Annotated in this window: 21 protein-coding genes and 1 pseudogene; 14 read left to right on the forward strand and 8 right to left on the reverse strand. The window is 70.8% G+C overall.

Annotated elements, in window-relative coordinates; all coding sequences use genetic code 11:
- Window positions 1-57 precede the first annotated feature (57 nt).
- Complete coding sequence (locus AC6EUL_RS03910; RefSeq protein ID WP_056215615.1) at window positions 58-270, reverse strand: hypothetical protein; 213 nt, start codon at window positions 268-270, stop codon at window positions 58-60.
- A 158-nt stretch (window positions 271-428) separates the two neighbouring features.
- Here AC6EUL_RS03910 and AC6EUL_RS03915 point away from each other — a divergent pair, with 158 nt between their 5' ends.
- The 3 genes and pseudogenes from AC6EUL_RS03915 (at window position 429) to AC6EUL_RS03925 (ending at window position 1,720) form a co-directional block, all read left to right on the forward strand.
- The gene (locus AC6EUL_RS03915; protein ID WP_056215611.1) at window positions 429-677 is read left to right on the forward strand and encodes a hypothetical protein; all 249 of its coding nucleotides are present in this window, start codon (window positions 429-431) and stop codon (window positions 675-677) included.
- Window positions 678-793: 116 nt separating this feature from the next.
- A pseudogene (locus tag AC6EUL_RS03920) lies at window positions 794-1,427 on the forward strand (amidohydrolase family protein); the annotation flags it as partial.
- Between the two features lie 35 nt (window positions 1,428-1,462).
- Window positions 1,463-1,720 carry a hypothetical protein gene (locus AC6EUL_RS03925; RefSeq protein WP_499868965.1) on the forward strand — a complete coding sequence of 86 codons (258 nt, stop codon included), beginning with the start codon at window positions 1,463-1,465 and terminating at the stop codon, window positions 1,718-1,720.
- 186 nt (window positions 1,721-1,906) lie between these two features.
- Here the strand turns inward: AC6EUL_RS03925 and glmS are convergent, their stop codons facing one another.
- Genes glmS through AC6EUL_RS03940 form a run of 3 tightly spaced genes read right to left on the reverse strand, consistent with a single transcriptional unit; the run spans window position 1,907 to window position 5,478 of the window.
- A complete protein-coding gene (gene glmS, locus AC6EUL_RS03930; protein ID WP_499868967.1) occupies window positions 1,907-3,733 on the reverse strand; it encodes a glutamine--fructose-6-phosphate transaminase (isomerizing) in 1,827 nt (608 codons plus the stop codon).
- A gap of 34 nt (window positions 3,734-3,767) precedes the next feature.
- Window positions 3,768-4,697: an NAD-dependent epimerase/dehydratase family protein gene (locus AC6EUL_RS03935; protein WP_056215598.1), complete on the reverse strand. Its 930-nt coding sequence runs from the start codon at window positions 4,695-4,697 to the stop codon at window positions 3,768-3,770.
- Between the two features lie 4 nt (window positions 4,698-4,701).
- A complete protein-coding gene (locus AC6EUL_RS03940; RefSeq protein WP_244472537.1) occupies window positions 4,702-5,478 on the reverse strand; it encodes a sugar phosphate nucleotidyltransferase in 777 nt (258 codons plus the stop codon).
- A gap of 556 nt (window positions 5,479-6,034) precedes the next feature.
- On the opposite strand from AC6EUL_RS03940, the gene AC6EUL_RS03945 reads away from it, so the two are divergent.
- Window positions 6,035-6,538 carry a hypothetical protein gene (locus AC6EUL_RS03945; protein ID WP_499868970.1) on the forward strand — a complete coding sequence of 168 codons (504 nt, stop codon included), beginning with the start codon at window positions 6,035-6,037 and terminating at the stop codon, window positions 6,536-6,538.
- On the opposite strand, the gene AC6EUL_RS03950 is transcribed toward AC6EUL_RS03945, so the two are convergent.
- Window positions 6,535-7,836: a polysaccharide biosynthesis/export family protein gene (locus tag AC6EUL_RS03950; protein WP_499868971.1), complete on the reverse strand. Its 1,302-nt coding sequence runs from the start codon at window positions 7,834-7,836 to the stop codon at window positions 6,535-6,537. The genes AC6EUL_RS03945 and AC6EUL_RS03950 overlap by 4 nt on opposite strands.
- A 92-nt stretch (window positions 7,837-7,928) precedes the next feature.
- Window positions 7,929-9,389 (reverse strand): tetratricopeptide repeat protein, encoded by a 1,461-nt coding sequence (locus AC6EUL_RS03955; protein ID WP_499868973.1) that lies wholly within the window; start codon window positions 9,387-9,389, stop codon window positions 7,929-7,931.
- A 645-nt stretch (window positions 9,390-10,034) separates the two neighbouring features.
- On the opposite strand from AC6EUL_RS03955, the gene AC6EUL_RS03960 reads away from it, so the two are divergent.
- The 7 genes from AC6EUL_RS03960 to AC6EUL_RS03990 all read left to right on the forward strand — a co-directional run bounded on the left by AC6EUL_RS03960 (window position 10,035) and on the right by AC6EUL_RS03990 (window position 18,129).
- Window positions 10,035-10,814 carry a helix-turn-helix transcriptional regulator gene (locus tag AC6EUL_RS03960; protein WP_056215579.1) on the forward strand — a complete coding sequence of 260 codons (780 nt, stop codon included), beginning with the start codon at window positions 10,035-10,037 and terminating at the stop codon, window positions 10,812-10,814.
- 424 nt (window positions 10,815-11,238) lie between these two features.
- The gene (locus tag AC6EUL_RS03965; RefSeq protein ID WP_499868975.1) at window positions 11,239-12,150 is read left to right on the forward strand and encodes a hypothetical protein; all 912 of its coding nucleotides are present in this window, start codon (window positions 11,239-11,241) and stop codon (window positions 12,148-12,150) included.
- Window positions 12,144-13,067: a hypothetical protein gene (locus AC6EUL_RS03970; protein ID WP_499868977.1), complete on the forward strand. Its 924-nt coding sequence runs from the start codon at window positions 12,144-12,146 to the stop codon at window positions 13,065-13,067. Before AC6EUL_RS03965 ends, AC6EUL_RS03970 begins: the two co-directional genes overlap by 7 nt.
- Window positions 13,064-14,635, forward strand: coding sequence for a GT4 family glycosyltransferase PelF (gene pelF, locus AC6EUL_RS03975; RefSeq protein WP_499868979.1), 1,572 nt, complete (start codon window positions 13,064-13,066; stop codon window positions 14,633-14,635). The genes AC6EUL_RS03970 and pelF overlap by 4 nt, the downstream gene beginning before the upstream one ends.
- On the forward strand, window positions 14,623-16,068 hold the full coding sequence (gene pelG, locus AC6EUL_RS03980) for an exopolysaccharide Pel transporter PelG (protein ID WP_056270118.1): 1,446 nt from the start codon (window positions 14,623-14,625) through the stop codon (window positions 16,066-16,068). The genes pelF and pelG overlap by 13 nt, the downstream gene beginning before the upstream one ends.
- On the forward strand, window positions 16,061-17,002 hold the full coding sequence (locus AC6EUL_RS03985; protein ID WP_499868981.1) for a glycoside hydrolase family 191 protein: 942 nt from the start codon (window positions 16,061-16,063) through the stop codon (window positions 17,000-17,002). The genes pelG and AC6EUL_RS03985 overlap by 8 nt, the downstream gene beginning before the upstream one ends.
- A gap of 128 nt (window positions 17,003-17,130) precedes the next feature.
- Window positions 17,131-18,129 carry a GDP-mannose 4,6-dehydratase gene (locus AC6EUL_RS03990; RefSeq protein ID WP_082501118.1) on the forward strand — a complete coding sequence of 333 codons (999 nt, stop codon included), beginning with the start codon at window positions 17,131-17,133 and terminating at the stop codon, window positions 18,127-18,129.
- Between the two features lie 103 nt (window positions 18,130-18,232).
- On the opposite strand, the gene AC6EUL_RS03995 is transcribed toward AC6EUL_RS03990, so the two are convergent.
- Together AC6EUL_RS03995 and AC6EUL_RS04000 are read right to left on the reverse strand one after the other, a co-directional pair.
- On the reverse strand, window positions 18,233-18,472 hold the full coding sequence (locus tag AC6EUL_RS03995) for a DUF6894 family protein (protein ID WP_056215557.1): 240 nt from the start codon (window positions 18,470-18,472) through the stop codon (window positions 18,233-18,235).
- Window positions 18,473-18,735: 263 nt separating this feature from the next.
- On the reverse strand, window positions 18,736-19,470 hold the full coding sequence (locus AC6EUL_RS04000; protein ID WP_056270124.1) for a Crp/Fnr family transcriptional regulator: 735 nt from the start codon (window positions 19,468-19,470) through the stop codon (window positions 18,736-18,738).
- A gap of 1,209 nt (window positions 19,471-20,679) precedes the next feature.
- Between AC6EUL_RS04000 and AC6EUL_RS04005 the strand changes: the two genes are divergently transcribed.
- The 3 genes from AC6EUL_RS04005 to AC6EUL_RS04015 all read left to right on the forward strand — a co-directional run bounded on the left by AC6EUL_RS04005 (window position 20,680) and on the right by AC6EUL_RS04015 (window position 23,881).
- Complete coding sequence (locus tag AC6EUL_RS04005; RefSeq protein ID WP_056379339.1) at window positions 20,680-21,588, forward strand: LysR family transcriptional regulator; 909 nt, start codon at window positions 20,680-20,682, stop codon at window positions 21,586-21,588.
- A 134-nt stretch (window positions 21,589-21,722) separates the two neighbouring features.
- On the forward strand, window positions 21,723-22,916 hold the full coding sequence (locus tag AC6EUL_RS04010; protein WP_056349023.1) for a CaiB/BaiF CoA transferase family protein: 1,194 nt from the start codon (window positions 21,723-21,725) through the stop codon (window positions 22,914-22,916).
- Window positions 22,913-23,881: a hydroxymethylglutaryl-CoA lyase gene (locus AC6EUL_RS04015; protein WP_499868983.1), complete on the forward strand. Its 969-nt coding sequence runs from the start codon at window positions 22,913-22,915 to the stop codon at window positions 23,879-23,881. The genes AC6EUL_RS04010 and AC6EUL_RS04015 overlap by 4 nt, the downstream gene beginning before the upstream one ends.
- Window positions 23,882-23,949: the final 68 nt, after the last annotated feature.

Here is a 23,949-nt window from a genome sequence, read left to right on the forward strand (position 1 = left end):
CATAGAAGTTGTATGTGACGGCCGGACGTCGGGACCGTGCCGGATGCGGTCGACGGGTCAGGCGGATCGACCGGGGCCGATGGAGGCGTCCCGGTCCGCGTCGAGCTGGACCATCAGCTCGGCGAGCCGCGGGTCGAGGGGCTCGTCGATGACGGGCTCGTAGAGGGCTTGCAGCTGACGGCCGAGACGGAGCCGGGTGGCCTCGTTCAGGGTCGGCAGGGAAATCTCATCGGGACGGCGATGCCGTTCGTGCTCAAGATCGCTGGCCATACGCCTCATGTGGCGGACGAACGGTTGCCGGCAATGGGCGCGGCCGGCCCGGACCACAGCCTTTCGCGCCGTCGCCGATCCGTCCCGTCTCCGTTCCCCGCCGGAACACGCCGATCCCGCATCCGGTTGGACGCTCACGGCAATCGGAGGAATCATCCATGAACAAGGCGTCATCCGTGAAGACCAGTCTCGCCTGGACGGCCGGCCTCGCCCTGGGTCTCATCGCCCTCGCGGGCCAGGCGGAGGCCAAGGGCTGCATCAAGGGGGCGGTCGTCGGCGGCGTCGCCGGACACATGGCCGGGCATGGAAAGATGGGCGCCGCCGCCGGCTGCGCCGTCGGGCACAGCAAGGCGAACAAGAAAGACAAGCAGCCGAGCGGGGCTCAGCAGCCGCCGCAACAGAACTGAAGCCCTGAACCTCCAGCCGCGGCGGCGGCCCTGAACGCGGGTGGGCCCGGAGGAGCCGGCCGGGCTTCTCCGGGCCGGGCGTCATCGAGAAGGCCTGCGCGGATCGACAGGAGGTCGGGCAAGACTTGATTCCCCTCGGCCTGCCCGACCGGGCGCTCGCCGCGCTCCAGGAGGCCGGCGTGACGGCGCTCCGCCTCAACGTCCTCGTCGGCGGCGGCGTCGGTCTCGCCGACGTCGAGGCCTACGGGCAGCTCGCCCGCGAGATGGGCCGGCACCTGCAGGTCCTCCTCGACGCGCGCGACCTGCCGGTGCCGGTGGTCATCGATCACATGGGCGATCCCATGGGCGATCCCATGGGCGATCCTATGGGCGATCCCATGGGCGATCCTATGGGCGATCCCATGGGCCATGTCCCCACCTCCGCGGGCCTCGCGGATCCGGGCTTCCGCACCCCCGTCGACCTCGTGCGCGACGGCGCCTGGCTGAAGTTCCAGGGCGCGTCCCGCACCTCCACGGCGGGGCCGCCCTACGCCGACACGGTCCCGTTCGCGCGGGCCCTGAACGAGGCCGCGCCGGATCGCTCCCTTCTGGGGCTCGGACCGGCCGCACGTGGCGACCTGGGGCCCGATGCCCGCCATCGGCGACCTGCTCGACCTGATGGCGGACTGGGTTCCGGACCCGGAGCGGCGGCGGAAGTACTTCGTCGACGATCCGCACCGGCTCTACGGCTTCCCGCCAGGGCTTCGTTAAGGCTCCGTGCAGGGGAGGCGGATTAGGGTCCGGTCATGCGCTACATCTCGGCCGCCGGCCTGCTCCTCTGCGTCTCGCTCCACGCCGCGGCCGTGGCGGCCGGACCGCGCGATCGCCTGATGGGTGCGCCCGACACCCCCGGCGTGGTGACCGGCGGATCGTTCGGCCCGAGCGGAAACGACTATTACGGCGACATGCGCCTGCAGCCCGCGGGCTCACGGTCCCCCGCGACCCGTTACGCCAGGGTCAAGCCGCGCCACCCCAAGGTCGACAAACCGGTTCCGAAATCCTGACGCCCGCACAAGAAACCCGCCGCGGCCGGAGCCGGGCGGGTGGAGGTGTTCGCCTCTGGGAGGAAAGCGTCCGTCCTTCCTAACGGGTCCTCCGGCCGGCACCACTTCGCCGGGCGCGGGTCTGGTATGCCAGAACGGCGCAAGCCCCGGGACGGGCCGTTCCCCTGGGGGCCGACCCCGTGACGGTCACTCCACGGTAACGGACTTGGCGAGGTTGCGGGGCTGGTCGACGTCCTTCCCCATGGTCACGGCCGCGTGGTAGGCCAGGAGCTGGATCGGGACGGCGTAGAGGATCGGAGCCACCACCGGTTCGACCTCCGGCATCATCACCGTCGCCAGGGTATCCAGGCCGTGCGCGGCCGCCCCGGTGGCATCGCCGATGAGGACGATCCGTCCCCCGCGCGCGGCGACCTCCTGCATGTTCGACACCGTCTTCTCGAACACCGCGTCGTGGGGCGCGATCACGATGACCGGCATCGCCTCGTCGATCAGGGCGATCGGGCCGTGCTTGAGCTCGCCCGCCGCGTAGCCCTCGGCGTGGATGTAGGAGATCTCCTTCAGTTTCAGGGCCCCTTCGAGGGCGAGCGGATAGGCGGTGCCGCGGCCGAGATAGAGCACGTCGCGGGCCTTCGCGATCTCCTGGGCCAGGCCCTGGATCTCGGCCTCCTGGCGCAGGGCCTGCGCCAGGAGGCCGGGCATGGCGATCAGCGCGTCGACGAGCCGGCGCTCCGCGTCGGCGTCGAGATGCCCGCGGGCCCGGCCCGCCGCGATGGCGAGGCACAGGAGCGTCGTCAGCTGGCAGGTGAAGGCCTTGGTGGAGGCGACCCCGATCTCGGGTCCGGCGAAGGTCGGCAGCACCACATCGGATTCCCGCGCCATGGTGGAGGTCGGCACGTTAAGGACCGCCAGGATGTGCTGACCCTGGGCGCGGGCGTAGCGCAGGGAGGCGAGGGTGTCGGCGGTCTCGCCCGATTGCGAGATCACCAGGGCGGCCTCGCCCCGGCTCAGCGGGGCCTCGCGGTAGCGGAACTCGGAGGCGACGTCGATCTCGACCGGCAGGCGCGCCAGGCTCTCGAACCAGTACTTGGCCACGAGGCCGGCATAGTAGGCCGTGCCGCAGGCGGTGATGGACAGGCGCGTCAAGTCGGCGAAGTCGAAGGGCAGCGTCACGGGAAGCCGGACGCGGCTCGCCGCGAGGTCGATGTAATGGGCCAGGGTCCGGCCCACCACTTCGGGCTGCTCGTGGATCTCCTTGGCCATGAAGTGGCGGTGGTTGCCGCGGTCGACCAGGTAGTTCTGCGTCACGATGGTCTGGCGCGCCCGGGTGGCCGGCGCCCCCGCGGCATCCCGGATCTCGGCCCCCTGGCGCGTCAGCACGGCCCAGTCGCCGTCCTCCAGGTAGGTGATCGAATCGGTCAGCGGGGCCAGCGCCAGGGCGTCCGACCCGAGATAGGTCTCGCCCGCGCCGAACCCTACCGCCAGGGGAGCGCCGTGGCGGGCCCCGATCAGCAGGTCGGTCTCGCCGGCGAAGAGGAAGGCGAGGGCGAAGGCGCCGCGCAGCTGGGGCAGGGTGGTGGCCACCGCCTCCACCGGGTCCAGGCCGCGCTCCATGTGCCAGCTCACCAGCTGGGCCACGACCTCGGTGTCGGTTTCGGTCTCGAAGGCGACGCCGTCGGCCTCCAGCCGCCGCTTGAGCGTGCGGAAGTTCTCGATGATGCCGTTATGGACCACCGCCAGGCGCGCGGTGGCGTGCGGATGGGCGTTGGTCTCGTTGGGCCGCCCGTGGGTCGCCCACCGGGTGTGGCCGATCCCGATGGGGCCGGTGAGCGGCGACTGGATCAGCTTGAGCTGGAGGTTGACGAGCTTGCCCTCGGCCCGGCGCCGCTCCAGCCGACCCGCCTCCAGGGTGGCCATTCCGGCGGAATCATAACCCCGGTACTCCAGGCGCCGCAGCGCCTCGACCACGGGCCCCGCAACCGCCTCGCGGCCGACGATTCCGACGATTCCGCACATGGGTGGACTCCTGAAGGCTGGAAGGACGGCAGGCTCAGGCGGCGCGCAGGGGCGCCGTCAGCATCGTACCGGCGGCTTGGCGCAGGTCGCGCCGCGGCGGCTTCGCGCCGAGGGCGGCCAGGGCGTCGGGCGAGCCGACGATGACCCGGCGCTCACCGCGGCGCAGCCGGGCCGGGTCATGGGCGATCGTGATCGGCTTGCCGGAGGCCAGGATCATGCCCTCCAGGAGGTCGCCGATGCGGGTGGGGACGCCGGTGCACAGGTTGACCACCCCGGAGGCCGCCGGATTGGCGGCGAGCTCGGCGAGGGCCCAGGCGACATCCTCGACGAGGAGCATGTCACGGCAGACCTCGATGTCGCCGGTGACGAGGGTTCCGCCGCCGGCACCGAACGCGTCGATCTGGCGGGCGAAGTCGCCCAGCGCGAGATGGCCGGGCAATCCCCGCCCGATCGGGTTGAAGATCCGCGCCACGAGCACGCGGATTCCGGTCTCGGCCGCGAAGGTGAGGGCGGCCCGGGTCTGGGCGAGCTTGCTCCGGCCGTAGGCCGTGAGCGGTGCGCAGGGCGCGTCTTCCCGCACCGGAACCCCGTCGACCACGGCCTCGCCGTACTCGGCGGCGCTTCCCGCCAGGATGACGGTCGGGCGCAGCCCGGTGCGGCGCAGGGCGGCGAAGAGCGCCTGGGCCAGGCCGAGATTGACCGCCTGCAACCCCTCGGGCGTCCCCTGCGTCGCGCCGGCGAGGTGGAACACCGTGGCGGGCCGGAAGTGGTCGAGGGCCTTCCCCCAGGTCGCGACGCTCCAGTGCCCGGGCGCCACGGTCCAGTGCTCGGCCCGGACATCCCGCCGGGTGCCGACCGTCGCGACGGGCAGTCCGCGCCCGTCGAGATGCGTGGCGAGGGCCCGGCCGATGAAGCCCCCCGCGCCGCTGATCAGGATGCCGCCACCCGGCTGGTGCGACGACATCGGGTCACGAGGCCAGGAACAGGCTGCGATCCGAGACGAACATCTGCTGGGCGAGGGCGAAGTCGTCGGGACGCCCGATGTCGAGCCAGACGCAATCCTCGTGGAAGCAGGCCACGTCGCCGCCGGCCGCCTTCACCTGGGCGATGAGGTTGGGCATGTCGAGGAAGGTGTTGGGCACGAGGTGCTGGCGCACCGCCTCCCGCGACAGGGCGTAGACGCCCATGCTGACGAAGTGCGTGCTCTTCGGCTTCTCGCGATAGGCCGTCATGCGGCTGCGCTCGTCGATCTCGATCAGGCCGAAATCGATCTTCACCTCGCGCTCGAACACGCCGATCGAGATGTCGGCCCCGGCCTCCCGATGGGCCGCCATCATGTTCTTCAGGTTGAGGGTCGTGAGAAGGTCGCCGTTGGTGACGAAGAAGGCCTCGTCGAGGTCGTCCAGCATGGCGCCGAGGGCGCCGGCGGTGCCGAGGGGCTGGTCCTCCAGCCGGTAGCGGATGTTGAGGCCCAGACGCTCGCCGTCCCGGAAGAACGCCTCCAGCAGGTGACTGAGGTGGTTCACCGCCAGGATCACGTCGGTGATGCCCGCGCATTTCATCTGGCGCAGCAGCAGCTCCAGGACCGGCATGTCGTTGAGCGGCATCAGGGGCTTGGGGAACAGCGCCGAGTAGGGATGGAGCCGCGTCCCCTTGCCGCCAGCCATCACCACCGCCTGCTTGATCGCCGGCGTCGAGGTGATCTGCGGCGCCAGGCGCTCGGATGCCGCGTCGTAGAGATGCAACGCATGCGCGGATTCCGAAGATCTCAGATGATGATCTGCCCGGTCCGGAACGACCTCAAGCATTGCGCCCTCCTAAACTTTCCGATTGAAATTGAATTTGTCGCTGACGAATATTGTGGCCTCAGGAAGGATTAACGGATTTTTAAGACTTCATAGCAACCGCCATGGTGGGCTTAGCGGCCGCATCCAAGGGACGCGCGCACTAACCCGATTTCGCTACGGTGTAGAGCAGTTGGGGGGAGCCCCTCCAAAGCGTGAAGCCCGGACATCGCTCCGGGCTCCCACGTGCCGCCGGGACGCCTCTCCCGCAAAGTCTCGTGGACCGACTTTCGTCGACGAGGTTGATGCGTGGCCTGCCCGGTCACGGCTCCGCTCCAGGCGAGCGCACGCGCAGGTCGCCGATCGCATCCAACGAAGCCGAACGCCTGGCGGCGCCGATCATCGCCATGACGGCCAACGTCCTGCCCGAGCAGATCCGGATGTTCCGGGAGGCCGGGATGGACGACCCTATCGGCAAGCCGTTCCACCGGGCCGCCCTCGACCGGATGGTCGACAAATGGCCGTGCTCGGGGTCGGGGGCGATGCCGCCCGCCGACCAGGCGGTCGCGGAATCCGGCCTCGTCGATCGCCGCATCGAAAACCGAGATGGTCGTACGACGAGATCGTCGCCCTGATCGGCGCGCCGCGCACCACCGGCCTCCTCCTGGCCTTCGCGAAGGAACTGGACACGCGCTTCCTGTACGAGGCCGAGACCGAGGAGGCTCGCAACGGCCTGCGCTTCGAGGTCCACAGCTGCGTCTCATCGGCGGAGACGCTCGGCTTCACGGGGCTCTCGGACGCCTGCCGCACCCTCGACGGCTGCGACGAGCGGCGAATCGCGCAGGCCGGGCCCGAGACCTTCCGCCGGCGGCTCGGCGCGGTGCGGATGCTGGCCCGCCGGTCCGCCGCATGCGCGGCGGCGCTCGCGCCCCACGGCCGGCCGCGGGCGACAAGCCCGGCGACCCATCCGCGATCCGCCGCCGGCCAGGGCCGACCGTCCGGCGTTCGATCCGACGGCTAGGGTACCGCGTCGGCCCGGGATGGGGTCGCCTCGGCCGTGGCGTTCCGGGGATGCTCGTCTGCGCGCGGATCGATCACGACCTTGAGCACGTCGCCGGGCTCGAGGGTGTCGGTCTCCGTGACGGAGAGGACCTGTGCGCCGCCGGCCCCGCTGCGCACGATGCGATAGGCGAGGACCGGATCGCGTGCCCAGCCCGCACTCATCGTCGCGCCCACGACGGAGGCCGTCGACAGGGCGCGTTCGGCGGAGACGATCTCGGCATCGATCAGGGCGATCTCGCGCTCGGCGGCGAGGCGGTGCCGGGCATTGCCCTGGTCCAGGGCCTCGCGGGCCATCCTCTGGCGCTGCTCCGCCTGCAGGATCCCGACTTCGTAGTCGCGCCGGCGTCCCTCCATGTCGATGAAGTCGCGGCGGACGTCGGCGACGCGCTCGCTCTCGACCACCTGCCGGGAGAACAGCGCCTCCATGGTGCGCAACCGGTCGCCGCGGGCCGCGATCTGGGCCCCATAGGTCTCCAGGCGCTTGCGCAGGAGGTCGACTTCGGTGCCGGAGGCGTCCGCCGCGGCCTTGCGCGATCCCTCGTCGCTGGCCTGGAGGCTCGCCTCCAGGCGCAGCACCTTCGCTTCGGCGCCCAGCAGAGCCGTCGCCTCCTCGGGTCCCGCCAGGGTCCGAAGCCGCTCCTGCGCCTCCGTGCCCATCCGTCCCGTGGTCAGCGCGGCCTTGCGCGCCAGCGCGCGCTTCAGCCGGGTGCGGGCACCGTCCTCCCGCTCCCGCTCCCGCAGGGTCTCCACCACCCCCGAGAGGGTGGCGGGATCCTTGTCGCGCCCCCCCGCGAGGGCCACCGCCTGCAGCACGATCATGCCGCCCGCGTACGGGTAGGCACCCGGCGCGCGGACGGACCCCACGACGAAGACGGGCGCACGCTGCACGAGGCCGACCGTGACCCCGCCGTGCCGGCCGAAGGCGGTCTCGAAGACGCCCATCAGGTCGGTCTTGAGCGTCTCCAGGGGCTTTCCGGCCGCCGGGACGAAGCCGAAGAACGGCAGCGAGAGGGCGCCACCCTGTTCGACGGCGTATTCGCCCGAGAGGTCCACCCGCTGGTAGAAGGTCTGGATCACCGCGGCGGCGCCCGCGGACTGGCCCTTGTCGCCGGGCGCCGGATTGGGGATCTCCATGGTCTCATAGAAGGTGATCTTGAGCCGGTCCCCGGCGCGGAGGACCGGCCCGCCCTCGGCCAGGGCCGCCCGACCGGCCAGAAGGGTGAGCACCGCGAAGGCGACGGCTCGGCATCTCGACATGACCTCGGCTCCTTGAGTTCGTGGGATTCGGCGTGTTCGTGGGATTCGCCCCGGTGATCGGCCCGGTGATCGGGGTGTCGTCGGGGCGCCGCTCACTCCACCCTCCGGGCGTCGTGCCCGGCCTTCGCTGTGGATTGAACCTGCGCCTGCTGGGCCTGCGCCTGCCGCGCGATGGTCGCCGGGGCGAGGGCGCTTCGACGCAGGGCGTCGAGGCCGAGGCGCTGCTCTCCGCCATGGCCGAGGCGCTCGGCCAGCCGCAGCTGGACCGGGAGCAGGTCGGTCGGGAGCCGGCCCCGGCGCAGGAGATCGCCCAGGGCCGCCAGGGCCGCCGCGTCGCCGGAGATCAGGCTGACGAGCGCCACCCACTCGATCCGGGCCGGAGCGGTCAGGGTCTCCGGATCGACGGATTCGAGGACGCGGCGGGCCAGGAACGGGTTGCCCTCGTGCAGCGCCAGCCGCGCGGCGAACAGGGGCTGGCGCTGCAGGGCGGCCCAGGGCAGGCGGGGCCGCAGCGGCGCGATCGCATCGAGGCCGTAGCGCAGGGCCAGGGCTTCCACGATCGCGATCTGCGCCTCGTACCAGCCGGGTTCGGCGAGGATCCGCGAGGCCTTGCGCCAGAGCGCCGCGACGTCTCCCACCGCATAGGCGGCCGCCACGTAGCCGGCCACCGCGTCGGAGGAAGGCTGTGGACCGCCCTGCGCCCAGTCTTCGAGGAGCATAGTGGCGATGCGCCGGCTCCCGTCCTCGGCCACCACCCGCGCCAGGTAGAAGCGCGTCGCCGGGCTGAGGGCGATCACCTGCGCGCCGAGGGCGACGGCGGAAGCCGGGTCCCCCCGCGCCGCCATCCGGCGCACCACGTGAACGCCGAGCCAGGGCTTGTCGCGCCAATCGGCGACCCAATGGCCGGCGCGCTCGGCGGCCTCCTCCCGCAGGCCTTCGGCGAGAAGGAGGTCGAACAGGACGATCCGACCGATCTCCTGCGTGGCCGGCATCAGCGCGTCGGCCCGGCGCAGGGCGTCCAACGCCGCCGCGCGCTCCCCGGCCCAGGACAGGAGAATGCCCAGGCGCTCGACGTCCACGGGCCGCAGCAGCGTCTCGTCGACGATGCCCTTCAGGAATTCGCGCTCCTCGTCGAGGCGCTCCTGGGCCCGGTAGAGGTCGAGGAGCGCCCACAGGCGCGGCCGGGTCGGGGCCAGGGCCACCAGGGTCACCAGGGTACGGGTGGCGGCCGGACGGTCGTCGGACGCCCGGTAGAGATTGGCGAGCCATTCCAGGACCTGCACGTCCCCGGGCCGCTCCACCAGGTACCGCTCGAGGAGATCCTCCGCGAGCCCCCGGTTGCCGGTGGACTCGAGGGCGCGCGCGGCCGCCGCGAGGAAGGCCGGATCCCGGCGTCCCAGGGCGAGGAGCCGCGCCAACTCGCTCGCAGCCTCGCTGGTTCGCCCGTCCCGCGCCAGCATCGCGAGCTGCTCCTCGGAGCCGGGCGAGAGGGCATAGGCGGTCGCGGCGGCGGCAAAGGCCCAGAGACCGAGGAAGCGCCAGCCGATCCTCATGGCCGCCCCGCCGCGCCCGCGCGTCCGGGTTCACGAGGACGACCGTTCGACGATGTGCCGTGACTGGCCAACATGACGCGTTGTCCGCACCCAAGCTCCGATGCGAGCCATGAGAGCAAGTAAAAAACAAAACACAAGAATTCAAAACTAAGGTTTTCAAGCTGGATGATACCGCGAATGCGTCCAAAACCGGTGAAACTAATTCCTTTTCGCTAAAGAATGGCCTCCTTTTTCATCGGGATCTGCTCGACGGACGCAGGCGATCCTCGGTCAACAGACGTAGGAGACCGTGAGCGTTGCCGCTTGGGAACCGTACCGTCCGCTCCCCCTGTGGCTCATGGAGGACAGCTCACAGCCGCCAGTGGGGAGCCTGCGCGCGCCGAGGCCAGCGCCCACAAGGTTTCAGCAGAGCATTCGGAGCCGGCTTTCCACGATCGATCCCGAAGGAGACCGGTAATTCCCTATTCCGGAAGTCGAAAAACTACCGATATTCTATCAAAGATTAATACTGAAACGATCGTTAAGTAATCGCTTGTAATCCGCACAATCCCAATGTAGCTAATCAAATCGTCGCGGCACACATCTCGGATCTCACGAGTGGCGCTGGAGTCGGCGCATGCCGAAGACCGCATGGGAGGGCTGACTATGTCACTCGTCGCAATCGAATCGGGCATTTCCGTTGCGAGGGCTGAACAATCCACGGTCGTCATCATCGACCCCCGGGTCCTGTTCCGGGAGAGCTTGATCTCCCAGATCCAGAAAAGTGCCGACGCCCCCCAGGTCCTGGGCTTCTGCAGCGTCGGACTTTGGCAGAAGGCCGCGACGGAACGGCCCCCGGCCTCCGTCATCGTGATCGCGGCGACCCATCGCAGCATCGCCCAGATGGAGAGCGAGCTGGATACCCTCGTCAGCGTCAGTCCCGGCGTTCCGATCGTCCTTCTGTCGGAACTCGAGGATTACCATCAGGTCACCGAGGCGATGCGACGGGGGCTCAGCGGATTCATCCCGATGACGAGTTCCGTGAAGGTGGCCCAGAGCGCCATCGCCCTGGTGCTGGCCGGCGGCTGCTTCGTCCCGTCCGGGATCGTCTGCACGCCCCCCGCGCCTCCGGCCGCGGAGGCGCGCGGACGCGGGTCGGTCCGGCTGACGGAGCGCGAGGCGGCCGTGCTCGGCGTCCTGCAGATCGGCAAGCCGAACAAGGTGATCGCCTATGAGCTCAACATGTGCACCAACACGGTGAAGGTGCATGTGCGCAACATCATGAAGAAGCTCCAGGCCAAGAACCGGACCGAGCTCGCCTATCTGGTGAACACCAAAGGCGTGGTGTCCTGGGCTCCCCATCTCGGCGGCGCCTGGTTCCACGCCCGGCCCTCCGCGGATCAGGCGAAGGCCGCGCAGACCCTGACGGTGACGCACAACGCCTGATGCGGGCTCCGCTCGATCGCGAAGCGGTGTCCGTATCGGCAAGCCGGCGCGGCGCTCGAGCGAAGCCCGCATCCGCCATCCCCAAGGGATCGGACGGATGTGGTCCGACACGGGGCTTCGTCCGCCGCCCGGATCCGAGCCGCGCCCGGCCGACCGGGCGCGCCCCCTCGGCCGGGCGGAAGACGGGCGGCCGGACGGGTAACACGGACGGATGACAGCATTGGTCCTGCGCTAATCCAAGATCGCTAGGTCCGGCGATATTTCTTCCCAGCTGAATTCCTGCTCTTTTCAAGATGTTTCAGGATCTTGCGGTGCGCCGGCGATCGACTTCGATGGCCTGCCGCGGATGCCTGTAGGAGGCCATGCGGTGACGACTGCGGCGGCGGGTGAGCGGGGCGCATCGGATCAGGATCGGTCCAGCCCGTTGCTGGGATGGCGGCGCTACGTCCCGGAGGCCATCGGCCTCGTCCTGCTCCTGGTCCTGATCGACCACCTGGTCTTCGACGGCAGCCGCTACGCCTGGATGACACCCCGGCCGTTCTGGATCCCAGTCATCCTGATCTCGGCGCAGTACGGCCTCGCGGGCGGCGTCTTCGCCACCCTGGTGGCGACCCTGGCGCTGTACAGCTCGGCACTGCCCTCGCAGCTCGCGACCCAGGATTACTACGCCTACTCACGCCAGGTCGTCGCCGAGCCGACGGCGTGGCTGGCCTGCGCCCTGGTCCTCGGCGGGTTGCGCAGCCTCCACATCTTCCACGCGGCCGAGTTGCGCCAGCAGCGGGACGACGCCCTCGACGAGGCCGACAGCCTCGGCCGGGGCCTCTCCGCCGCCATGGCGGAGATCGGTCGCCTCGAACTCCGATTCGCCGCCGAGACCCGCACCCTCGGCAGCGTGAGCAAGGCCTTCGCCTGCCTGGACGCCGAGGATGGCCTCCGCCTGGCGACGAGCCTGGCGGAGCTGGGCCGCCGGCTCGTGGGAGCCTCTCGACTCACGGTCTACGCGGCCACGCCCCGGGGCCTCGCCCCCCTGGCCACGGTCGCGGAGGGCGGAGCGCGCGACCGGGACACCGCACCGGCCATCGATGGCATGCTGGCCCAAGCCGTCGCGCAGGCGCCGGACCGGCTCTGGCGCCGGGATCGCGCCGCGGATGCCCGGAGACTGCCGGACGGCGCGGTCCTCGCCGTCGCCCTTCCGGCCCACGGCGCCCCGGGCCCGCGCGGCCTGCTCCTGATCGAGGGCCTGCTGCCCAACCAGACCCTCGCCGAAGCCGCGCCGCGCGCGCTGGACCTGGCGCTGGCCATGGGGAGCCTAGTGGCCGGGGCGGAGCGATGCTGATCGACGTTCCGGATCCGCTCGCCGCCGCGCGGCCCCGGACCGCCTGGGACGCGCACCTTCGCGTCCCCCGTTCCCCGACCGTGGTCGCCCTCGCCACGGCGCTCGGGGAGCTCGCCCTCGCCGCGGCGCTGCTCCATGCCCTCGTAGGTCCCGTCGTCGTCCTCGCGGGGCATGTCGGCCTGTGCCTGATCCTCGGCCTGCGCACCCTGCAGGACGCTCAGGCACCGGGCGAGGCGGCGCGGCTGGCGCACCTCACCCTCTGGACCTTCATCGGCGGTCCCTTCGGCACCCTCCTGGCGATCGGCCTCGCCCTCCTCGATCGCGGCGCGGCGCCTCCGCGACCGGCCGAGGCTTTCGGAACCTGGCTCGAGACGGAGGGTCATCTCGACCCGCGAACGGATTGCGGCCGGCTCAGCAGCGACCTGCGCGATGGGCGTCTCCGGGTCGGCAAGGCCAGCAGTGTGGTGCCCCTGGCGGACATCCTCGATGGCGGCGCGAAGGAAGCCAAGTTCGAGGCGCTGGCGATCGTGGGGCGGCGCTTCGATCCGTGCCTGACCCATGTGATCCGCGCCGCGCTCCAGGATAGCGACGCCTCCGTGCGCGTGCTGGCCTCGACGGTCCTCGCCAAGCTCCAGACCCGCTTCACCCGGGACCTCATCGCCCTGGAGGTGGCCGTCGCCCAGGCCCCGGGCGCGGCCGGCCCCTGGCTCGCCCTCGCGGCGGCGCGCCGCGCCTACGCCGAGTCGGGCCTGACGGAGGCCCTGCAGGCCCGCACGGAGATGGCAGCCGCCCGCGTCGCCGCGAGCCAGGCCCTGGCGGCCGAACCGGAGAACACGGCCGCCCGGGCGCTGCTGGCCGCCATCGAGGCCGAGAGCGGCGCTCCGACCCCGCCCCTCCCGCGGGAGGCCCTGCCGTGAGCACGCAGACCGCCTCCGGCCCATCGGACGTGTGCCTGCTCGTGGAGGGCGGGTACCCCTACCTCCTCGGCGGCGTCTCCTCCTGGACCGACAGCTTCATCCGCAGCTTTCCGGACAAGCGCTTCAGCCTCGTGGCCTTCACGACCTCGGACCAGGAACGGACCCGGAAGTTCGACCTTCCGGCGAACGTCGAGCGCATCGTCGACGTGCCCATCGACGCCTGCCCGCCGGGACGCCTGCCGCTCCTGCGGGGGCGGGAAGCGATCGCGCCGCTGATCCGGGACCTGCAGGCCGTCCTCACCGATGGGGGCGCGCAGGCCTGGGTCCGGTGCGTCCGGGAGCTCGACCGGTGCGATCTCCGGCAGCGGGCCCTGCTCGATTCGCGCCCGGCCTGGACCGCGCTCGAACGGATCTACGAGGAGATGCTCCCCGGGGCGCCCCTCGTCGATTTCTTCTGGACCTGGCGCTTCCTGGCCCGCAGCCTCATCGCGATCGCCACCGCGCCGATCCCGCCGGCCCGCATCTACCATGCCATCTCGACAGGCTATCCGGGACTGTTCGGGGCCCGGGCCAAGGCCCTCACGGGGCGGCCCTTCGTGGTGACCGAGCACGGCATCTACACCAACGAGCGCCGGATCGAGCTCTCCGTCGCCGACTGGATCTACGAGTCCGGCGCGGGCGGGTTCGACGTCACCGGCACGGCTCCCGAGCTGCGACGGGTCTGGCTGAACGCCTTCAACGCCATGGCGCGGATCACCTATGACGTCGCCGACCTCATCACGACGCAGTTCCGGACCAACCAGCTCTACCAGATCGAGGACGGGGCAGCCGAGGCGAAGCTGCGCATGATCCCGAACGGCATCCGCCTCGACCAGTTCGCCGACATCCCGCACGGTCCGCAGCCGCGCCGCCCCACCGTCCTCCTGGTCGGCCGCCTCGTCCCGATCAAGGACATCCGCACCTTCATCGAGGCTGCCGGCCTGCTGCGCCGTCAGGTCCCCGACGTCGACGCGATCATCATCGGGCCCGAGGACGAGGATCCCGCCTACGCGGCCGAGTGCCGGGCCCTGGTGCGCCAGCTCGGCCTGCAGAACACCGTCCGGTTCCTCGGCCGGGTTCGGGACGTGAAGACCTATTTCGGACAGACCGACGTCATCGCCCTCACCAGCATCAGCGAGGCCCAGCCCCTGTCGATCCTGGAGGCGGGAGCTGCCGGCGTGCCCGCGGTGACGACCGATGTCGGCTCGTGCCGCGAGATCCTCGAAGGACCGGACGGGCCCGACTCCGACACGGCGGGCGGATTCGTCGTGCGCGCCTGCGACCCGCAGGCGACGGCCGATGCCCTCGCGCGCCTCCTGCGCGACGGCGACCTGCGGGCGCGCATGGGCCGGAGCCTGCGCGCGCGCATCCGTACGGTGTTCGATCAGGACCGGGTCGTCGGGCTCTACGAGGCGCTTTATGCCTCGCTCGACCCGGCCTCGCTCGATCCACCAGCCCCCCGAAGCTCTCAATCCCTGCGGGATGACGGTCCGGCGGCGGAGATCGGGAGGATTCCATGGCCGGCCTAGGCTTCGCCCTCGAGCGCATGACGCAGGGGCGCTCCCTGACCAGCACCGCCGGAGCCTACGTCTACGCGGCCCTGCTGGTGGCGGGTCCGTGGATCTTCACGGTCCTGGCGATCGGCGGCATCGATCTCGCCGCCTGTCCCACCGACGACTGTCCCGGACTGCCGCTCTTCCGCTCGGTCATCATCTACAACGCCCTGATCTCGGCGATTCTCACCGGCCCGATCGCCTTCGTCTGCACGCGCTTCGTCTCGGACCAGGTCTGGCTGAAGCGCGACACGAGCGTCACCTACGCGTTCGTCGCCGCGCAGGCCCTGTTCGCCGCCGCGGCCCTCGTCGTCGCCGGCCCGCTCTACCTGTTCGCGGCGGACCTGCCCGGCCCGGATACGGTGGCCGGTCTGCAGAACCTGCTGCTGATGGGCGCGGCCTGGCTCCTGATCCCCTTCATGGGCGCGATCCGGAGCCACGTCATCGTCGCCGTGGCCTTCGGCGCCGGTGCGGCCGTCATGGTCGCGCTCATCGCGATCGCCCCGAGCAGCGAGCCGCTCCGGCTCCTCACGGCCTTCAACATCGGGCTGACGGTCGTCGACCTCGTCCTCGCCCGCCGCCTGCTGCAGGAATACGGGGTGGCGCTCGTGCCCGATGCCGCGCTGGCGCGGTCCCTGCGCACGCACTGGGACCTGCCGCTGATCGGGCTCACCTGCGCCCTCGGCCTCTGGGTCGACAAGCTCATCATGTGGGTCGCCGCGCCCGTCGGCGTGACCACGGTGGGCGGCGCCTTCCGGACCATGCCGAACTACGACACGCCGATGTTCTGGGCGCAGCTCGCGTCGATCCCCATCCTGGCGGTGTTCTTCGTCCACGTGGAGACCAACTTCTTCCGCCTGAGCCGCGCCTTCTACGGCAGCCTCGCCCACGGGGTCAGCCGTCGCGACCTCGCGCGAAAGCAGGCACGCCTGTCGCGCTTCGTCATGGCCAAGCTGTCCGGGTTGTTCATCGCCCTCGCGGCCGTCGCCCTCATCGCCATCCTGGTCTCCTACGTGGCGATCGAACCCCTCGGACTGCGGGCGAGCCAGATGGGCATCCTGCGGGCGGCCCTGGTCGGAATGGTGTTCCAGACCAGCGCCTCCTTCTGCTTCATCTTCCTGCTCTACTTCGACCTGCGCCGCCACGCCCTCGCGGTCTCGGCGACGTATTGCATCCTGAACGGAACGCTCACCGCCGCCCTCCTGCCCCTCGGATTCCCGTTCTTCGGATACGGCAACCTGTTCGCCTCGGCCCTCACGTTCCTCCTCGCGGTGACGCTCCTCGCCCACGAGCTGCCCTGGCTGCATTTCCATGCCTTCGTCACCAACAACACGTCCCTGCGGCCGGCCGAGGCACGGGCCCGGCCGGTTCGCCGCTACTTCCGATTCAGAAGGTCGAGCGATGCGTGATCCCGCCGATGGACGCCGCAGCGTCGGGCGCCCAAGCATCCTGCGCCCCAATATCCTGCGCCGAAGCGTCCTGCGGCTGCTCGCCGGCCTCGGAGCCGCGGGCCTGCTCCTCGACCGGCCGGCCCGCGCGCGCGACCGGCTCCGCCACCCCCATCTGGCCTGGACGCTGTTCTACGGCGAAGACCTGGAGCCGGTCGCATTCGAGGGCTTCGACCTCGTCGTGCTCGATCCGGGCTTCAAGAGCCCCCTGACGCCGATGCGGGACCTCGGAACCGAGGTGCTCGGCTATCTCAGCCTCGGCGAGATCAAGCGCACGAATCCCTTGTTCGCGCAGCTCGACGACCCGGATCTCCTCCTCGGCGAGAACCCGAACTGGCCCGACACCGTGCTGTGCGACGTGCGCCGGCCCGCCTGGCGTGCCCTGATCCTGGACGTCGCGATTCCGGCTCTGCTGGAGCGCGGGTTCTCCGGGCTGTTCTTCGACACCCTCGACACCCCGCCCCATCTCGAGCAGACCGACCCCGAGCGCTATGCCGGCATGCGCTCGGCCGCCATCGACCTCGTCCGAACCATCCGCCGGCGCCATCCCGACCGGATGCTGCTGATGAATCGCGGCTACGCCCTGCTGCCCGAGCTCATCGGGCAGGTCGACGGGGTCGTCGCCGAGAGCCTGCTGACGACCTACGACGCCCCAGCGAACGGCTACCGCTGGACGGAGCCCCGCGAACTCGACCCGCACCGGCAGGCCCTGCGCCCCCTCGCCGAGGCGGAGCCGCCGGTGCCGATCCTCAGCCTGGATTACTGGGACGCCGAGGACAGCGCGACCATTCGCGAGATCTACACCCGTGAACGCGCCCTCGGGCACCGCCCCTACGTCGGGCAGATCCTGCTCGACCGGGTCCTGCGCGAGCCGCACGCCCGTGCTGAGCGCTGAGCATCCTTCGGCCCACGCCCGAAATCCCGCTGAAAGCTTCCTAATCCGTTTGTGTCGATTGCGCAGATCCTGACCGTGCGCTGAACTACTTGAAACTGTGTTTCGGGAAAGCCGTTGGGGAGCATGAGATGGACGGAACAGCATGGCAGGGCAAGCGGGTCGCGGTGACCGGCGCCGGCGGATTCATCGGCAGCCACCTCGTGGACGCCCTGGTGCGGGCCGGCGCCGAGGTCACGGCGATCGTGCGCTACAATTCCGGCGCCCGAGTCGGCAACCTCGACTTCCTCGACCCCGAGGTTCGGGCCGCGATGACGGTGGCCTTCGGCAACATCGAGGACAGCGACTTCATCTACCAGACCCTCGAGGGCCTGGACGTCGTGTTGCACCTCGGCGCCCTGATCGCGATTCCCTATTCCTACGAGGCACCGCGCAGCTACGTCCGCGCCAACATCGAGGGCACCCTGAACGTGCTCCAGGCCGGGCGCCGCAGCGCCGTCGGGCGGATCGTCCATACGAGCACCTCGGAGGTCTACGGGACGGCCCTGCGCACGCCGATCGACGAGACCCACCCGCTCCAGGGGCAGTCTCCCTATTCCGCCTCCAAGATCGCCGCCGACAAGCTCGCCGAGAGCTATGCCCGCTCGTTCGAGCTGCCGGTGGTGACCCTGCGGCCCTTCAACACCTACGGGCCGCGCCAGAGTGCCCGCGCCTTCATCCCGACCATCATCTCGCAGGCCTTCGCCCGGGACGAGATCCGTCTCGGCTCCCTGACGCCGGAGCGCGACATGACCTACGTCTCCGACACGGTGGCGGGCTTCCTCGCGGCCGGCTCGCAGCCGGGCATCGAGGGGATGACGATCAATCTCGGCACGGGCGAGACCTACTCGGTCGGCTGGTTCGCCCACCGCATCCTCGAACTGATGGGTGTCGACAAGCCGATCGTGACCGAGGCGCAGCGGATGCGGCCGGAGCAGAGCGAAGTGCTCAAGCTGATCTCCGACAACGGTCTGGCGCGCCGCGCCATGGGCTGGGCGCCGCGGATGTCGATCGATGACGGCCTCTGCCGGATGATCGACTTCGTCCGCTCGAACCCCGGCTTCTACGCCACCGACCGTTACGTCACCTGACCCGGGCGCCCTGTCCCTGGCGCGGCGTTTCGCCAACCCGGCCCCGGCCGGCGCCGGACGCAGCCGGGGCTTCCCCGGCGTGACGGGGGGCCCTGACCGGCGATCAGCGAAGCAACCAGGTTCCGATGCAACACAGGGCGGCCGAATACACCGGATGGCCCTCGTCGTCCGTCACCAGCACCGTGAAGGCTTGGCAATGTCCGTCCGCCCAACCTTCGTGGATCGCGATCTCGGGCAGGATGCGCTTGGCATGAAGGACGGCTTCCCGCGGACCCGCGAATTCCGTGCCGACATCGTCGCGCTCGGTGTGTCCGTCGTAGATGTCGAAGAAGTACCGAGGCATGGATCCCTCCGCACAGGCCCCGAAGAGCCGCGACGGCTCGTACGTGCGGGAAGGCCTCGAAGGAGCGCGATCACCGGACGCGAATCCTGTTCAGCACGCCGCCGGGCGGCATTGATCCATCGCAATGCAAGCGAAAGACCGCGGATCATGGTCGGCAAGCTGTCCATGGTGACAGCCGCTACCGCTGGTGTCTGGGCCTCTCCAAACAGGCGCCGGCGGTGGCGTCATGCCTCCGGACGGCCGCGGCATCGCGGGCCGACGGCCTACGCCACACGCGGTGCGTTCGCCTCGGGCGCGAGGTGCAGGTAGGCCGGGTCGAACATCGCGAAGTCCTTGAGCGCTTCGACATCGGGGATGGCCACCCGCTTGCCGTCGAGGGCGATCAGCCTCCGGCGCTTCAGGCTCCCGAGCGTCCTGTTCACATGAACGGGCGACAATCCGAGCGCATCGCTCAGGTCGACCTGCGTGAGGGGAAGCTCGTACCCGTTCCCGGTCGCCAGCCCGACGGATTGGAAGCGCACCAGAAGTTCGCAGAAGACATGCGCGAGCCGCCTGTCGGCCGGGCGATGCCCCACGACGAGCAACCACTCGCGCAGGATCGCCTCATCGACCAGCGCGGCGCAGCGAAGGACGTGATCCAGCGACGGATAGCTGGCCGTGAGCCGGCCCAGAACGTCGTGCGGGACCCGCGCCACCTCGCACAGGGTGAGCGTCGCGATGGAATGGTCGAGCGCACCGATGATCGGCACGTTGAGATCGCAGACATCCCCCGGAATGAGGAAGGCGAGGATGACCCGGGTCCCGTCCGGCAGGAATTTGCAGCGGCAGGCCAGTCCGCTGCGAATGATGTGGAGGTGATCCGGAACGTCGCCCTCCGAGACGATGTCCGTCCGGGGACCGACGAAGCGGCCGTGAACGTTGGCCTGCTCGAGAGCGTCCCGGTCCGCATCCGAAAGACTGAAACGAGGTTCGAACTTGCGGATAAAAGATCCGAACACGTGCCCCTCTGAAGTCGCCACCGAAGATCAACATTTGATATTAGATCATAGCGATCCTAGAAAATATATAGTCAAAAAGTATGATCGTCTCCGATCAGCATCAGGATCGAATAAGTCGCTTTTGACGGATCATGCTGGGTCTGACGCCGGATATCGCGATCATCCAGGGCAGGATGCTTGCGAAGGGGTAGAGAATCCGAAGCATTACCCGAAGCCCTGATCTACGGAAGAGTGTCGCGGCCGAGACCCATCGCAGGGCCCGCGATGGCGCGCTCATTCCCACCCGGGCAGCGCCTTCACCTCTCCGGGGCCTCTGTCCGCCCCCTTGGGCGTTCGGAGGGTGGCGCCGGGAACGTCGGCGGCGCGGGAACCTCCGGCACTGCGGGCGGCGCGAGGGGCCGCGTCGTGGCGGCCGAGATCCGTCGGGGTCCGGCAGCGCCCGTCGTTCAGGGGCAGCGACGTGTCGAGGTCGTGGGGCAGAGCGGGAAGCCGAAGCGGGAGACCCCGAAAAGGCAGGGCGAGCGTCGGCCGCCGCCACGCGGTCGCGATCGGCCCGAACCGCTGCGCCGGCGTGGTCACCCCCCGGACCTCGTCCGCACCGCCGGCCATGGCGTGCGGGACGATTCCGTCGCCTCGGCGGTCGTCCGGTCCGAAGGGGCCCGCCCGAGCACGCGGACCGACCGGGTCGCGGCGCTCGCCCGCTGCGACGCCCTCCCGGACGACCTGCCGTCCGCGTCTTCCCGCCTGCAGCCCTGTCCCTCGACACCGCCGTCCTGCGGCTCTCCCGGCCCGTGCCCGGACGCGAACCGCTCCGGCTCGGCCGGCCCACCGTGCCCCAGGCGCTGACCCTCACCGGGGTGGGGCTGTCGCGCCAGGGGCATCGGCTTCCTCAGGACGACCCGCCTCGACCCGGTGCTGCGCACCACGACAGGCCTCCCCATCGCGGTCGCCCGCGGCGGGGCTGAGGTCTGCATGGGGGATTCGCGCGGCCCCGTAGTCGCCGACGGCCCGGGCGTTTGGGGCGTCGCCGGCGCCGTCCGCTGGCCCGAGGCCGACCCATCGGCCCCGGAGGCCGGTTCTCCGGGCCTTCGGAGACGGACGCGCCGATCTGCCGCCGCCGGGCTGGTCCGTCGGGCCGTCCGGCGCTGTAGTCTCGCCGGAGCCCCGGGGTGCAGTCCGCGCCGGTCGGGGCCGGTGAGAGGGATGGACATGCTGGCCCCGACGCTCCTGCGGCGCCTCGATCCGACGACGCTGCGCCTGTTCGTGGCGATGTGCGAGGACGGCACCCTGACCCAGGCGGCCCGGCGGGCGGCGATCGCCCCCTCCGCCGTCAGCAAGCGCCTGGTCGAGCTGGAGCAGAGTCTCGGCGTCCAGCTGATGACGCGCCAGGCGCGGGGCATGGTGATGACCCCGGCCGGGGAGACCCTGCTCCATCACGCCCGGCGCATGCTGCACGACGTCGAGCAGATCGTGGTGGAGCTCGCCGAGCACGCCAAGGGCGTCCGGGGCATCGTGCGGATGTTCGCCAACCTGTCGGCTATCGTGCAGTTCCTGCCCGAGGACCTGCGCGCCTTCCTGGCGCGCCAGGAGGCCATCAAGATCAGCCTGGAGGAGCGCCCGAGCGGCGGCGTGGTGGCCGGCGTCGAGGCGGGCCTTGCCGAGCTCGGCATCTGCTCCGGCAGTATCCCGGCCCGGGACCTGACCAGCGTGCTCTACCGCCGCGACAGCCTCGTCGTGGTCATGCGCCACGACCATCCCCTGGCGGACCGGCCCGCACTCGCCTTCCGGGACACCCTCGACCACGACTTCGTTGGGCTGCACGCCGAGAGCTCGATCTATGCCAGCGTGCGCGGCGAGGCGCAGAGCATCGGCCGCCCCTTGCGCCTGCGCGTCCACGTGCCGGGCTTCGACGCGGTCCTGCGCATGGCCCAGGCCGATATGGGGCTCGGCGTGGTGCCCCTCGGGGTCTTCGCCCTCCTGGGAAGCGCCATGGACCTCGCCGCGATCCCCCTCACCGACCCCTGGGCCCAGCGCGAATTGCGCATCGTCTCCCGCCCCGGCGAACGCTCCCCGGCGGCGAGCCTCCTCGTCGCGAGCCTCACCGCCGACGCGGTCTGAGCCGCGAAGCGTTCTCCGGACGCGAACGGTCGTCGCCGAAAGACGGTTGGCCTTCGCCGGCCCTGCGCGGCTATCGATGGGCAGGAAGACGATCCGAGAAGACCGTCGCCGACAGACCACCGGAGGAACCGTTCATGGCCGGACCGCTCGCCGGAATCCGCGTTCTCGAACTCGGACAGCTCATCGCCGCCCCCTTCGCCGCCCGCCTGATGGCGGAGTTCGGTGCCGAGGTAATCAAGGTCGAGGCACCGGGGGAGGGCGATCCCCTTCGCAAGTGGCGCAAGCTGCACGAGGGCACCTCCCTCTGGTGGTACCTCCAGTCCCGCAACAAGAAGTCCATCGCCGTCGACCTGAAGGCGCCGGAGGGCGCCGCGGTGGTGCGGGCGCTCGCCACCAGCGCCGACGTGGTCATCGAGAATTTCCGCCCCGGGGGGCTGGAGAAGCTCGGGCTGGGCTGGGCGGACCTCTCCGCCCTCAACCCCAACCTCGTCATGGTCCGGATCTCCGGCTACGGCCAGACCGGTCCCTACCGCGACCGGCCGGGCTTCGGCGCCATCGGCGAGGCGATGGGCGGCCTGCGCTTCACCACCGGCCATCCGGACAGCCCGCCCGCCCGCGTCGGCGTCAGCATCGGCGACACCCTGGCCTCCCTGCACGGGGTCATCGGCGCGCTGATGTCGCTCCTCCACGTCAAGACCGCCGGCGGCAAGGGCCAGGTCATCGACGTCTCGCTGGTGGAGAGCGTCTTCAACGTGATGGAGAGCCTCGTCCCGGAATACGACCTCCTCGGCGAGGTCCGCACCCGGACGGGCGGCGCCCTGCCGGGCATCACGCCCTCGAACACCTACCCGACCCAGGATGGCGGCTACGTCGTCATCGCGGGCAACAGCGACCCGATCTTCCGGCGCCTGATGCGGGCGATCGGCCGGCCCGACCTCGCCGACGACCCAGCCCTGCGCAGCAACGACGGCCGCTCGGCCCAGGCCGCGCGGCTCGACGCGGCCATCGCGGACTGGTCGGGCGCGCGCAGCATCGCCGATGCGCTGGAGGCCCTGGAGGCGGCGCAGGTCCCCGCCGGCCGGATCTACTCGGTGGCCGACATCGTCGCCGACCCGCACTACCAGGCCCGCGACATGATCCTGCCGACCGCGCTGCCCGGCGGCACGGCGGTGAAGATGCCCGGCATCGTGCCCAAGCTCTCCGAGACCCCCGGAGAGGTGCGCTGGTCCGGTCCGGCCCTCGGCGCCCACACCGACGCGGTGCTGGCGGATCTCGGCTACGACGCAGCGGCGATCGCGGCCCTGCGGACCACGGGAGCGGTGGCGTGAGCGGCGGCCTGAGGCGCAGCGGGACCGGAAGCCCGGGCGACGAGACGCCCCTGATCGTCCAGGAGGTCGCGCCCCGCGACGGCCTACAGATCGAGCCCGCCTTCGTCGAGACCGCCGACAAGGTCGCGCTGATCGACGCCCTCTCGGCGGCGGGCTTCAGCCGGATCGAGGCGACCTCGTTCGTCTCGCCCAAGGCGGTTCCCGCCTTGCGCGACGCCGCCGAGGTGCTGGCCCGGATCACCCGGCGCCCGGGCACGCTCTACGTCGCCCTGGTGCCGAACCTGAAGGGCGCCGAACGGGCGCTCGCGGCCCGCGCCGACGAGCTCAACCTCGTCATGTCGGCGAGCGAGACCCACAACCGCGCCAATATGGGCCTGACCCGCGAGGCCTCCCTCGACGCCTTCGCGCGGATCGTCGCGGCGGCGCGCGGCACCGGCGTGCGCCTCAACGCGACGGTGGCCACCGCCTTCGGCTGCCCCTTCGAGGGCGGCCAGCCGGCGGAGCGGGTCCTCGACATCGTCGCGTGCTACCGCGCCCTCGGGATCGACGGCATCACGCTGGCCGACACCACCGGCATGGCCAACCCGCGCCAGGTCGGCGACCTCGTGGCCCGCGCCCTCCGGCTCGTCCCGGCCGAGGCGCTGACGCTCCACTTCCACAACACCCGCGGCCTCGGCCTCGCCAACGTGCTGGCGGCGCGGGCGGCCGGCGCCCGGCGCTTCGACGCGGCCCTCGGCGGCCTCGGCGGCTGCCCCTTCGCCCCGGGGGCCACCGGCAACATCTGCACCGAAGACCTCGTGAGCATGGCCCACGAGATGGGCATCCCCACCGGCCTCGACCTCGACGGGCTGATCGCCCTGTCGCGCGGGCTGCCGGCCCTCGTCGGCCATCCCGTCCCGGGGCAGGTGGCCCAGGCCGGGCGCCCCGGCGACCTCCACCCGCCGCCGCCCGGGATCGCGGCCTGAGGCGGGGGTTCGACGCAAGACAAGCCCAACACGCAAGATCGGCAGAACCCGCAAGACCGCCCGGATAA

It is taken from the genome of Methylobacterium sp. 001424705 (genome assembly GCF_059816145.1).

Excerpts from the sequence above, each read along its gene's own strand:
- AC6EUL_RS03910 (WP_056215615.1), bottom strand. The coding sequence starts at position 270 with ATGGCCAGCGATCTTGAGCACGAACGGCATCGCCGTCCCGATGAGATT.
- AC6EUL_RS03915 (WP_056215611.1), top strand. The coding sequence starts at position 429 with ATGAACAAGGCGTCATCCGTGAAGACCAGTCTCGCCTGGACGGCCGGC.
- AC6EUL_RS03925 (WP_499868965.1), top strand. The coding sequence starts at position 1,463 with ATGCGCTACATCTCGGCCGCCGGCCTGCTCCTCTGCGTCTCGCTCCAC.
- glmS (WP_499868967.1), bottom strand. The coding sequence starts at position 3,733 with ATGTGCGGAATCGTCGGAATCGTCGGCCGCGAGGCGGTTGCGGGGCCC.
- AC6EUL_RS03935 (WP_056215598.1), bottom strand. The coding sequence starts at position 4,697 with ATGTCGTCGCACCAGCCGGGTGGCGGCATCCTGATCAGCGGCGCGGGG.
- AC6EUL_RS03945 (WP_499868970.1), top strand. The coding sequence starts at position 6,035 with ATGGCCGTGCTCGGGGTCGGGGGCGATGCCGCCCGCCGACCAGGCGGT.
- AC6EUL_RS03950 (WP_499868971.1), bottom strand. The coding sequence starts at position 7,836 with ATGTCGAGATGCCGAGCCGTCGCCTTCGCGGTGCTCACCCTTCTGGCC.
- AC6EUL_RS03955 (WP_499868973.1), bottom strand. The coding sequence starts at position 9,389 with ATGAGGATCGGCTGGCGCTTCCTCGGTCTCTGGGCCTTTGCCGCCGCC.
- AC6EUL_RS03960 (WP_056215579.1), top strand. The coding sequence starts at position 10,035 with ATGTCACTCGTCGCAATCGAATCGGGCATTTCCGTTGCGAGGGCTGAA.
- AC6EUL_RS03970 (WP_499868977.1), top strand. The coding sequence starts at position 12,144 with ATGCTGATCGACGTTCCGGATCCGCTCGCCGCCGCGCGGCCCCGGACC.
- pelG (WP_056270118.1), top strand. The coding sequence starts at position 14,623 with ATGGCCGGCCTAGGCTTCGCCCTCGAGCGCATGACGCAGGGGCGCTCC.
- AC6EUL_RS03985 (WP_499868981.1), top strand. The coding sequence starts at position 16,061 with ATGCGTGATCCCGCCGATGGACGCCGCAGCGTCGGGCGCCCAAGCATC.
- AC6EUL_RS03990 (WP_082501118.1), top strand. The coding sequence starts at position 17,131 with ATGGACGGAACAGCATGGCAGGGCAAGCGGGTCGCGGTGACCGGCGCC.
- AC6EUL_RS03995 (WP_056215557.1), bottom strand. The coding sequence starts at position 18,472 with ATGCCTCGGTACTTCTTCGACATCTACGACGGACACACCGAGCGCGAC.
- AC6EUL_RS04005 (WP_056379339.1), top strand. The coding sequence starts at position 20,680 with ATGCTGGCCCCGACGCTCCTGCGGCGCCTCGATCCGACGACGCTGCGC.
- AC6EUL_RS04010 (WP_056349023.1), top strand. The coding sequence starts at position 21,723 with ATGGCCGGACCGCTCGCCGGAATCCGCGTTCTCGAACTCGGACAGCTC.